The organism is Streptococcus sp. STR1/CE/0325 (assembly GCF_055386095.1).
The window spans coordinates 1094374-1105720 of sequence record NZ_AP045018.1; the positions used below are offsets into that span (position 1 = coordinate 1094374).

Below are 11347 nucleotides of genomic sequence, written 5' to 3' on the forward strand. Positions count from 1 at the left end.
TTTAACTTAATTCAGCTTTCGCTTTTGGTTTCCAATAAATATTATTTCCTGATTTTCCACGATTAATTAATTCAAAATCAACAATGCCACTAAATAAAGCATATTCCTTAGATCTATCTCGTGATTTGACCCCAAATTCCGTAGTAAATTTCCCATTCGGAAAAATGTTCTGAATTTCAAAAGACAAATGCACTCGATTTTGAATGATCGTTACCTCACCTTCCACCTCTTCATCAGAAGTCCATCTATAAAGTAGCTCCCCTTGGTCACGGTGAATGGTGAAAGTCAAAACAGGATCATCTATCACTTCCTTAAAGTAGGTGATAAAGTCAAATGTCAGTTTTTCATCATCATGATTTTTAAAATCTGCCTCAACAGAAATTAACTGATTATCGACTTCGTTCTCTTTCTCTTTTTGAACAGTGATACCATTTAATTCCTTATAAATTGTTGCAATTTCAAGTGGAGTTCCAATTTCAGTTCTATGCCCCTTATCAATCAACATGGCTTTGTTACAAAATCGTTGAACTTGCTCCATAGAGTGGGTCACCAAAATAACGGTCTTTTTCTCTCGCTTGAGTTTTGCAAAATAATCAAAACACTTTCTCTGAAAAGCTTCATCTCCAACGGCTAAGACTTCATCTAAAATCAAAATATCACCTTGCGCTTTAATGGCAATTGAAAAAGCAAGGCGCACCTGCATACCACTGGAATAGTTTTTCAATTTTTGATCCATAAAGTCATGCAGTTCTGCAAAGTCAACAATATCATCATACATGCTGTCTACATCTTCATGAGAAAATCCTAGAAGAGCACCATTCATATAAATATTTTCTCGCCCAGTCAACTCAGGGTTGAAACCTACTCCCAATTCAATAAACGGTACTAGTTTACCGTTGACTGTTACTTTTCCTTTTTCTGGAACATAGATTTGAGAAATAATTTTGAGCAAGGTTGACTTTCCAGAACCATTTCTTCCTATAATTCCAAAAAAGTCTCCTTTTTCAACTTCAAAGGAAATATCATCTAAAACATGCTGCTCTTTATATCCTTTGATGCCTTTAAAATAGTTGACTAAACTGGTTCTAAGACTTTGAGTACTCTCCGTAGGAAGTTTAAAGGATTTACTCACATGTTCTACTTTTAAAGCAATTTCTTTTTTTGACATTATAAAATCTCCGCAAACTTCTTGGCATTTCTCTTAAAGACAAGGTATCCAATACCAAACATAACAAGAGAAATGAGATAAGGAATGATAGTGAACCATTTATTTTGAAACATATCCCAAGAAATCGTCGCTCCAGAATAAACAATAAAGTGACGTAAATCCTGAATAATCTGTGCTATAGGATTCATCATCATTATTTTGGCAACTCCCATATGTCCTCGTTGAATAATGTAAGTAATAGAGTAGATAATCGGTGTTGCATACATGCCTGCTTGAAGAATGACTTCCCAAATAGGGCCCATATCTCTATATTTTACAAATAAAGTCGCTAAAATAAAAGCAATTCCCGTTGAAAAGAATAACAACTCTATAAATAAGGGAATAATAATAAAAATATTAGCCGTAAATGGTACACCGTTGATTAAGCCAAAGAGAAAAACAACTATTAAGTTAATTGAATAGTTAATGGCCGCATTAATAATTGATGAAAAAACAATAATTTGCTTAGGAAAACTAATTTTCCTTAGCAAATCTCCTCTTGAAACAATGGATAACATCCCCATACTGGTTGCTTCAGTAAAAAAGTTCCAAGTTACCATACCAAGCAATAAACTCACAGCATAATGAGGTGTGCCATCATCAAAACGTAAAAAACGAACAAAGACCAAATACATGATGGTAAAGAGCAGGAGGGGCTTTAAAATCGACCAAAGATGTCCAATCAAGCTTCCTTGATACCTCAATTTAAAGTCCGTTTTGACCATTTCTTTCAGTAGGATGAGATTGCGTTTACTTAATAAGTTCATTCTTTCTCCTTTTTATACCCAAATTTGGTTAGTACAAGCGTCCTAAAAACCACTGTATGAAACCATCGGTTTTTAGCGAGTTTATAGTCCTTTAGATAGCGCCATCTAGTGGCTAAGGGCTGATCTAAAATGGTGACAAAGGCTTCGACCAGTTTTTTATTTTCTAAGGTGAGCTCAAACTCCAACAAATATCTCGCTTGCCTTTGACTGGCGTTGATGAGCCACCAATATTTCTCAATCAAGCGGTGGGGCTTGATCCAATTTTTCATGCGTTTTCTAAGGGTTCTCGCCCCCAAGACATTGCTTTGATGCTGACGATATAGTTCTGTTACTTCATCGAGGTAAACCAAGTTGCCTAAAGCCGCAGCTAAAAGACCCAGATACCAGTCGTGCATGAGGAGTCCTTCTGTTACTGTCCATTTCTGCGCCAAGGCATGATTAATCATCATAGTCCCTCCGGTCACAGTATTTTCCGTCAACTCTTGTCTAAGGCTGGTATTGGCATGACCGGACTGGCTTTTAATCATACTTTCTGAGAGTGTCGCTAAACTTTGATCAACCACGCGCAAATCGGTATAAACCAAAAGCGGCACATCCACGGGGTAAGTCTCAGCTGTCTGTAGGGTTTTGCTTAGTTTATCCTTTAACCAAATATCATCTTGGTCACTGAAAAAATAGAGGTCTGCTGCTTCATGTTTCAATAAGCTATAAAAACTCTTAATCACCCCAACATTGGTCGAATCATCTGGATTGATCCAACGGATGCGATTATCCTTATCCACAAATTCTTGAATAATGGAAAGTGTGCCATCACTAGAGCCGTCATCACGAATGAGGAGCTGCCAGTCACTCACCGTCTGCTGTCTGATGCTTTCGATTTGCTCTCTTAGAAAGCTCTCGCCATTATAGGTGGACAAGAGAATATTAATCTTCATTTAAAAATAATTCCTCATACTCTGCTACAATTTTTTCCCAAGTATAGTTGTGAGCTATATGTTGTTTGGCTTGTTGTCCCAAGCTCTCAAAAGAGCCACCCTCATCTACTTGGTCAATCAATTGACTTAAGCTCCCTTCATCCTTGTTCCAGTAGTGGGCAGTCTCTCTAGCGACCTCTTGGTTAAAATCAACCCCTAAAACCAAGTTGAGATCCGTCTGCGCTAAGGCTTCTAAAAGTCCCGGATTGGTCCCTCCAACCTCATGACCATGAAGATAAGCATAAGCAGCCTCTCTGATATACTTTAACAGGTCCTTTTCATAGACCGTTCCCACAAACTTGATTCTCTTATCTTGGTCAAAATGGGTCCGCTCTTTCAAGACATCCACATAAGGATTGCCCTCATGGTTGGCGATAATCAGCAGTTCCTTCCTTGTAGACGAAGCCATAAACTCTCGAATCATGGTTTCGTAGTTATTCTCTGGTACAAAACGCCCAACAATCAGATAGTATCCCTTTTCCTTGGTCTGCCATTTCTCAAAAAATTGTCGGACGACTGTATCAGCTGCATCAAGTGACGACGCTGTCAAGTCCGTCCCATAAGCAATACAGGTCGTCTTTGCCCAAGGGTATTGCTGCGCTATATAGGTCTCAATGCCTTTATTGTCACAAATGAGGAGATCAGCTACTTGGCTCATCTTTTTTTCTGAGTATTTGAGATAAGCTTGGACGGGCTTAGACCACTTGGAACGCTGCCACTCTAGACCATCTGGATTGACATAGAGTTTTCCGCCTATTTGATGAATCTGATGGGCCACAGGTGCGATAAAAGCCCCAATGGTGTTGCCTAAAATATAAAAAATGGGATGCTCGACTTGACGTTCCTTTATCCAATCAAGAGCAAGAGCAATCGCCTTGAGATCATAAGCAATTACACGCGCTGGACCGAGAAAGGTCGGCACATAAATCGGATAACAAGCCACCCCCTGATAGGAAAAAGGGACTTTTGCTTTATCCTCGCTAAGACAGGCCACATGGTAGCGGATCTCGTCGGACACTCTATGGGTGACCAAAGCCTCCACAAAGGTTTCAAAACCGCCATACTTGGCTGGCAATCCACGACTTCCGATGATGAAAATATCTTGTGTCATCTTGATTTCATTCTCCATACAATTAGATCTATTATACCATAAAATCCCTTGCTGGGGCTAGTCTTACCCGTAAAGTAAAAAGGAGCAAGCCTAAGCCTGCTCGTTTTTATCTTATGATTTTTTCTCTTGTTTATAAAATTCTTGTAAAGCGTCTTGCCAAGTCGGAATGACAAAGCCTGTTTCTTTTGCCTTTTTCAAACTCATGGTGGAGTTAAATGGGCGTTTAGCCTTGGCTGGGAATTGGCTAGAATCCACAGGTTTAACCGTAACAGCGGTGTCTTTTAGGATTTCGACAGCAAAATCATACCAGGTCGTATCTTCTGCAGCATCGTTGGACAAATGATAGATGCCAAAGGGCTTACGATTTTCAGCTAAATAGGTCATGAACTCCGCCAAGGTTCTGGTCCAAGTCGGACGACCATGTTGGTCATTGACCACGGTGAGGGTGTCGTGTGTTTTTGCCAACTGTTGCATGGTAAAGACAAAGTTCTTGCCGTAGTTCCCAAAGACCCAAGCCGTCCGGATAATGTAATAGTCGCTCAACAGCTCCTTAACCGCTTCTTCGCCCAGGTGCTTGGTTCTACCATACTCTGTTTGTGGATTTGGAACATCATCCACTTCCCACTCCTCTCCGACAGGCTTTTCCCCATCAAAAACATAGTCGGTTGAGATATAAACCATGGTCGCCTGCCACTTTTGACAGGCTTCAGCGATATGTCTTGTTCCCACCACATTGATGGCGTAGTCTAGCTCTTTTCCTTCATCCTCAGCAGCGTCCACGGCTGTGTAGGCTGCGCAGTGATAAACAAGGCTAGGTTTGACCTGCGCAAAGACGCTATCCACCTGCTCCTTGTTGGTGATGTCCATCTCAGCTACGTCAAGCGCTACATACTCTTCGTTTCGCTCATCCAAAAGATAACGCAACTCTGTCCCTAGCTGCCCCTTACTACCTGTGATTAAAATCATGCTTGATCTCCTTTTGTTCTTCTTTCTTTCATTCTACACTAAAGCCAGCATTTTTTCCATTGAAAGGCATAAACCTAACCCTTTTCCTTGATGATATAAACAGGGCGTTTTTTGGTTTCTAGGAAAATCTTTGCAATATATTTGCCAATAATCCCAAGACTCAAGAGTTGAAGGCCTCCAATAAAGAGGATAAGCGACACCAGACTGGCCCAACCCGTCACACTACCGCCTACCGTCAGTTTACGAATCACGACAAATAAAATCCCAAGAATCGAAGCCACAAAAGAAAGAGCACCTGCCCACATGGAGAGATTAAGCGGAACCTCGGAAAAGTTGATAAAACCATCCAAAGAATAGCGCCATAATTGCCAAAAATTCCAAGACGTCTCCCCTGCGATACGCTCACGATTATCATAACTGATATAGGTCACTTGGTAACCCACCCATGAAAAAATCCCCTTAGAAAAGCGATTGACCTCACCCAGCTCCAAAATACTATCCACGACCTGTCTGGTCATCAGTCGAAAATCTCTTGCGCCATCCACCATCTCTGTGTCCGAGATGCGATTGATGATACGGTAAAAGCCTTTGGCAAACAAGGAACGAAGGGCTGGTTCTCCCTTGCGGTCCGCACGTCTAGTTCCGACCACATCATAACCTTCTTGAATCTTGGCATACATTTCAGGCAGGAGGTCTGGCGGATCTTGCAAATCCACATCCATGACCGCCACCAGATCACCCCTTGCCTCTTCTAACCCAGCTAAAAGAGCCGCTTCCTTGCCAAAATTTCTAGAAAAGGAGAGGTAGTGAATATTAGAGGTCGTCTGTGCTAAGTCTCTTAAAATAGACAAGGTCTCATCCTTTGAACCATCATTGATAAACCAGTACTCAAACACTACTTCCTCAGACATGGCTACCTCAATAGCCTGAACAGCTGCTAAAAAAGGAGTAATCGTCTTTTCTTCGTTGTAACAAGGAATAACCAAAGATAGCGTCTTCATTTTCTTCCTTTCTAGCGAATCCCTAGGGCAATCCTCGCATAACGGCTGAGTCGTTCTGTGGTCCAAGCTGGACTCCAAACTAGCTTAACATCAACCTTTTTCACCTCAGAAAGGCCCTTTAATTCCTCGTAAATCTGGTCTGTAATCAAATCTGCTAAGGGGCATCCCATGGTGGTTAGGGTCAAATCAATCTCCACCCAACCACTTTTTTCTAAACGCACATCATAAATCAAGCCGAGATTGACAATATCAATACCAAGCTCAGGGTCAATGATATTTTCTAAGCGCTCCATGATTTGCTCTTTTAGATTTGCTGTTTCCATTTTCTTTCTTCCTTTTTTGTATAAAGAAAAGCAGATGGTCGGACTGCCCCACCCATCTGACTTTCTTGATTGATTAGTCTTCCATGAAATCACGCAACTGTTTGCTACGGCTCGGATGGCGGAGCTTGCGTAGCGCTTTAGCCTCAATCTGACGAATCCGCTCACGCGTTACGTTAAAGACCTTGCCGACATCCTCTAGAGTACGCATCTTGCCGTCATCGAGTCCAAAGCGCAAACGAAGGACGTTTTCCTCACGGTCTGTCAAGGTATCTAGCACCTCGTCTAGCTGCTCACGAAGAACCACCCGTGTGGTATAATCAACTGGATTTTCAATGACTTCATCTTCGATAAAATCTCCCAGGTGACTATCATCTTCTTCCCCGATTGGGGTTTCAAGAGACACAGGTTCCTGTGCGATTTTGAGGATTTCACGCACCTTATCTGGCGTCATATCCATGCGCTCTGCGATTTGTTCTGGTGTCGGATCTTGCCCTAATTCTTGCAAGAGGTTGCGTTGTTCTCTGACTAACTTATTGATGGTTTCTACCATGTGAACAGGGATACGAATGGTTCTTGCTTGGTCAGCGATAGCTCTTGTGATGGCTTGACGAATCCACCAAGTCGCATAGGTCGAAAATTTGAACCCTTTGGAATAATCAAACTTATCAACTGCTTTCATCAAGCCCATATTTCCTTCTTGGATTAAATCCAAAAACTGCATTCCCCGTCCCACATAGCGCTTAGCAATGGAGACTACCAAACGTAGGTTAGCTTCGGCTAAACGCTGTTTTGCAAGGACATCCCCTGCTGCCACGGCAACTGCTAACTCTTTTTCCTCCTCGTTGGTCAACAAAGGGACAATCCCAATTTCCTTGAGGTACATGCGCACGGGGTCGTTAACCTTGGCAGAATTGCTACCAAGAAGTTCCTCGTCCGTCAATTCTTCCGGCTTAATCTCCTCAACAGCATATTGAGTGGAAGGATTTCCCTCTTTATCTGTAATGGAGATGCCACCATCTGTCAAACGTTCCAACAAATTATCAATTTGTTCTGCATCTAGAGCAAAAGGAATGACCAGCTTTTCGGTCACTTCGTCATCAACCGCTGTTCCTTGTTGTTTGTGTTGACGGATAAATTCTGCGACTTGTACATTAAAAGTTGTGATTTCTTTTTTTTCTGTCATAATTCCTCTACTCCATCTGTTCCATACTGCGTTTACTGTTCAAAAGCGCTTCAAACAAAGCCAATTCCTGCTCTTCGTTTGCTACTGTTTGGCTCTTAGAGCGGTTCAATAGCTGCTTTTGTTGCTTAAAATCCTGATGAATCCGCTCTTTTTCTAGGCGGTTCATTAACTGATGGATTTCCTCTTCGGTGCACTCTTCTGGTAGGCGACTATCTAATATTTCGTAATAGATTTGCTGCGATGCTTGGTCTAACTCTTCTAAATCAAGACGAGTGATTTCTCCTGTTTGCTTTAGCACTTGATAAAGACTTTCAATTTCACGCGTCACAAAATGAAAATCCTCATCCTGCCGAAAACGATTGAGATATAAGTCTTGGTGCAAAAGGCGATAAAACAGCTGCATCTCAGCAAAGGTCTGTGAGCTGCGCTTGGCTTGGACCTGCTCGATCACCTCTCCTCTTGGCAGAGGATTTTCACTTGAGCGCTGGCGCAATTTAAGACGTTCTTCATTGACAATCGCCTCAATCTGATCTTGGCTGAGATTAGGCACAAGCGCCGTCATTTTAGAAATATAAATGGCTTGAGCAGTAATGGAAGGTTCTTTTGCAATCAACTGCGCCATTTGCTCCACATAGGAAATCTCATCTGCCATGTGATTAAAGTCTGCCGGCAACAAATGGTAAAGCCAAAACTCAAACAAGCTTTTTCTTTCCCTTTGCATCAAGTGAACAAAGCTCTCTTTGGAGTGCCGCCTTAAAAACTCATCTGGATCTTGCTGCTCTGGAAACTGGACCACCTCAACAGCCTTCCCCTCTAAGAGAGGAAGAGCTTTTGCGATGGCAGCCTGACCAGCTGCGTCACCATCGTAAGCCAAAATAACTTTATTAGCAAAGCGACTCAAATGCTTGACTTGCTCTTGAGTAAGGGCTGTTCCCATAGAAGCAACAGCATTATCAATACCAGCTTGATGCGCAGCAATCACGTCCAAAAAGCCTTCCATGAGATAGCACTCTCTGGACTGGCTCATAGCTCTTTTGGCTCGGTCCAAATGGTACAACTCATAGGATTTGTTAAAAATCGGTGTTGAGCGACTATTTTTGTATTTGGCTTCTTGGACTTGTCCGTCTTTATTTTCCCAAATACGACCAGAAAAAGCCATGACCTGTCCTTGATCGGTTGTCAAGGGAAACATGATGCGATTTTGAAAATTATCGTAAAGCTGTCCTTGCTGCGAAACCCCAAACAATCCCGATTGAAACAAGGTCTCTTCGCTATATTTGTCTGGGTGTTTTTCAGATAAAAACCGATAAAAATAATCTGACCCTTCAGGCGCAAGCCCCAAGCGAAAATAAGCCAAGTCATCATCTGTCAAACCGCGTCCGTAGAGGTACTGCCTCGCCTTTTCCCCTATGGTGGTGGTCATCAAAACCGCATGATAAAAATTCGCCGCATCTTCGTGAATATCGTAAAGCGGCTGATTGGCATTTTGTTTAGAAGAAGGACGTACTTGACTCTCCGGCAGGGAAATCCCTAGGCGATCAGCCAACAGACGCACACTCTCCATAAAGCTAATCTGGTGATAGTCCTCCAAAAAGCGAAACACATCTCCTGATTTGCCACAGCCAAAGCAACGGTAAAACTGCTTATCCTCGACGACATTAAAGGAAGGTGTTTTTTCCTTGTGAAAAGGGCATCTCCCCAAGTATTGGCGACCTGAACGCGACAAGTCAACAACCTCACCAATCACCTCAACAATGTTGGTGCGCTGCTTAATATCAGCAATCTGACTTTTATCCAAAACTCAGTCATCACCTCCAAAACTAGCAAATTAGTTTTGCGTTCTATTATACCACAAGCTAGGTTAATTGTAAAATAAAATAAAGTAAGTCATTTGGCTTGCATGCCTTTACATTTTTCGCTATAATAACGGCTGTAATCAAAAAGAAAAGGTGGATACCATGCTTAAAGAATTAAAAGCATTTCTCTTCAAGGGTAACGTCCTTGATTTAGCTGTCGCTGTCATCGTTGGAGCCGCTTTTAGCGCCATCGTGACTTCTCTTGTAAAGGACATCATCACTCCTATTATCGGAATGATTATCGGAACACCCGATTTTTCAGGGATTAAGATTGGCTCTATCATGGTTGGTAACTTTATCAATGCTGTTGTCAACTTCCTTATCGTTGGAACGATTTTGTTCTTTATCGTCCAAGCAGCTAACCGCGTGATGGCTGCAGGAAAAAAAGAGGAAGAACCAGAAGCTCCAGCTGGCCCAACCCAAGAAGAATTGCTCACTGAAATCCGTGATCTTCTCGCTAAAAAGTAATCCAATTCTCTTTAACACTCCTAGTCATTGGAGTGTTTTTTTCTAGTCTTTTACCTTGTAAAAACAAAAAGCATAAGTCTTAAACTTATGCTTTTTTACTGTCATTAGAATTTCTTACGCTTGCGCGCTGCTTCAGATTTGCGTTTACGTTTTACAGATGGTTTTTCATAAAACTCACGTTTACGCGCTTCTTGAAGTGTACCCGCTTTCGTTACAGAACGTTTGAAACGACGAAGTGCATCGTCAAGGGATTCATTCTTGCGTACGACTGTTTTTGACATATTTTTCACTCCCTTCAATTTCAATGTAACATTTTCACGTTCCTTTATAGGATACCTTATTTAAAATAGTTTGTCAACTGTTTTTGATCATTTCTTTAAACGATGATGCTCTAAAACAAAACTAATTCACCTTCATGGTACCTAGAGTACTTCGATTTTAGAAGTTCTTTAATACCCCATCTTCTAAATCTTGAATATTAAACAAATAAGGTAAAACATCAAAGGTTTCTCTGAGGTTCTTTTTAGCCTTAAACCATCCTTGACCGTCTGTGATCCAAATAAACTCAACCTGAGGAATATTTCTTGTCTGCTCTGCGATCAATTTATAAGACCTAGCTGTTTCATTAAGTTTAGAACCTCCACTCGAGTAAAAATTTGTTTCCACTAAATAGACCACATGGTTCTTTTCAAAAACAAAGTCAAATCTTTTCGCAGTATTACCTTGATTGGTAATTGCAGCAAGATCTACACCAAATGTTTTTTCTACCTGATCTTGGTACATTTCTTTATAAAGGGTTCGACCTAAAAGATAGCCTTCTTTTTCCAAATAACTTTGCACCAGATTCTCCATCGCATGACCTGTCCGATTTTTTCTTCCATTGGTATCCATGCCAACTTCTACACCTGTTACATAATCAACCAAATTAGCAACCACATGGTGTTGTAACAAATCAAATAGACCAGATTTTTCCATAAATAAAGCATACTCTTTATCCGTATAGTTAGGGTTTTTGAAATTAAAGTAAAAATCTTTTAAAGCATCCTTAACAATGATGGTATCTTTCAAGCGTTTGGCTATCAAAATAGGAATCACTTTTAACACTTCAGGATATTGGGATAAGAGGGATAAAAAATCCTGTCTAATATTTTGACTTCCAACTAAGCTATTTAAAATATTTAGAGGAATTTTTATCTCTTCCACATTCTGATACACCTTTGGAAAATCTGTATAATAAGTCCAGTCTGCTACGGTATCTGTCATGGTTGACAGCCATTCTTCGAAATCTCTCATTTTTTCTCCTTTGGCACTAGTAGCCCAAATTCCTTTAACAGAATATAATTGAAACGATAATCACATCCTACGCTAATGATCTAATCCAGTACATCTTTATATTCTGGTTTTGTAAACTATATATCTAATAAATAATAGTATTTCACTTCCTTATTCAGACGCGAACATCATTTTTATCTACACTCCCACTCGTATTTT

General features: G+C 41.0%; 12 protein-coding genes. 1 reads left to right on the top strand and 11 read right to left on the bottom strand.

Annotated features, from left to right (window positions below; all coding sequences use genetic code 11):
- Position 1: 1 nt before the first annotated feature.
- From ACZ49W_RS05420 to dnaG, 9 genes are all read right to left on the bottom strand, one after another.
- Positions 2-1168, bottom strand: a complete 1167-nt coding sequence (locus ACZ49W_RS05420) for an ABC transporter ATP-binding protein (RefSeq protein ID WP_464814307.1) — start codon at positions 1166-1168, stop codon at positions 2-4.
- Positions 1168-1974, bottom strand: coding sequence for an ABC transporter permease (locus ACZ49W_RS05425; RefSeq protein WP_464814308.1), 807 nt, complete (start codon positions 1972-1974; stop codon positions 1168-1170). The genes ACZ49W_RS05420 and ACZ49W_RS05425 overlap by 1 nt, the downstream gene beginning before the upstream one ends.
- On the bottom strand, positions 1971-2909 hold the full coding sequence (locus ACZ49W_RS05430; RefSeq protein WP_464814309.1) for a glycosyltransferase family 2 protein: 939 nt from the start codon (positions 2907-2909) through the stop codon (positions 1971-1973). The genes ACZ49W_RS05425 and ACZ49W_RS05430 overlap by 4 nt, the downstream gene beginning before the upstream one ends.
- Positions 2899-4059 carry a beta 1-4 rhamnosyltransferase Cps2T gene (cps2T, locus tag ACZ49W_RS05435; RefSeq protein ID WP_464814310.1) on the bottom strand — a complete coding sequence of 387 codons (1161 nt, stop codon included), beginning with the start codon at positions 4057-4059 and terminating at the stop codon, positions 2899-2901. Before cps2T ends, ACZ49W_RS05430 begins: the two co-directional genes overlap by 11 nt.
- Positions 4060-4170: 111 nt before the next feature.
- Positions 4171-5025: a dTDP-4-dehydrorhamnose reductase gene (rfbD, locus tag ACZ49W_RS05440; RefSeq protein ID WP_464814311.1), complete on the bottom strand. Its 855-nt coding sequence runs from the start codon at positions 5023-5025 to the stop codon at positions 4171-4173.
- A 74-nt stretch (positions 5026-5099) separates the two neighbouring features.
- Complete coding sequence (locus ACZ49W_RS05445) at positions 5100-6026, bottom strand: glycosyltransferase family 2 protein (protein WP_464814312.1); 927 nt, start codon at positions 6024-6026, stop codon at positions 5100-5102.
- A gap of 11 nt (positions 6027-6037) precedes the next feature.
- Entirely contained in the window at positions 6038-6349 is a 312-nt protein-coding gene (locus ACZ49W_RS05450; protein WP_464814313.1) for a metal-sulfur cluster assembly factor, read from the bottom strand.
- Between the two features lie 73 nt (positions 6350-6422).
- Positions 6423-7532, bottom strand: a complete 1110-nt coding sequence (rpoD, locus tag ACZ49W_RS05455) for an RNA polymerase sigma factor RpoD (protein WP_464814314.1) — start codon at positions 7530-7532, stop codon at positions 6423-6425.
- Between the two features lie 7 nt (positions 7533-7539).
- A complete protein-coding gene (gene dnaG, locus ACZ49W_RS05460; RefSeq protein WP_464814315.1) occupies positions 7540-9330 on the bottom strand; it encodes a DNA primase in 1791 nt (596 codons plus the stop codon).
- Between the two features lie 160 nt (positions 9331-9490).
- On the opposite strand from dnaG, the gene mscL reads away from it, so the two are divergent.
- Positions 9491-9856, top strand: coding sequence for a large conductance mechanosensitive channel protein MscL (gene mscL, locus ACZ49W_RS05465; RefSeq protein ID WP_464814316.1), 366 nt, complete (start codon positions 9491-9493; stop codon positions 9854-9856).
- A 104-nt stretch (positions 9857-9960) separates the two neighbouring features.
- Here mscL and rpsU read toward each other — a convergent pair whose 3' ends face one another.
- The gene (rpsU, locus tag ACZ49W_RS05470) at positions 9961-10137 is read right to left on the bottom strand and encodes a 30S ribosomal protein S21 (protein ID WP_464814317.1); all 177 of its coding nucleotides are present in this window, start codon (positions 10135-10137) and stop codon (positions 9961-9963) included.
- Between the two features lie 157 nt (positions 10138-10294).
- A complete protein-coding gene (locus ACZ49W_RS05475) occupies positions 10295-11149 on the bottom strand; it encodes a type II restriction endonuclease (RefSeq protein ID WP_464814318.1) in 855 nt (284 codons plus the stop codon).
- Between the last annotated feature and the right edge of the window lie 198 nt (positions 11150-11347).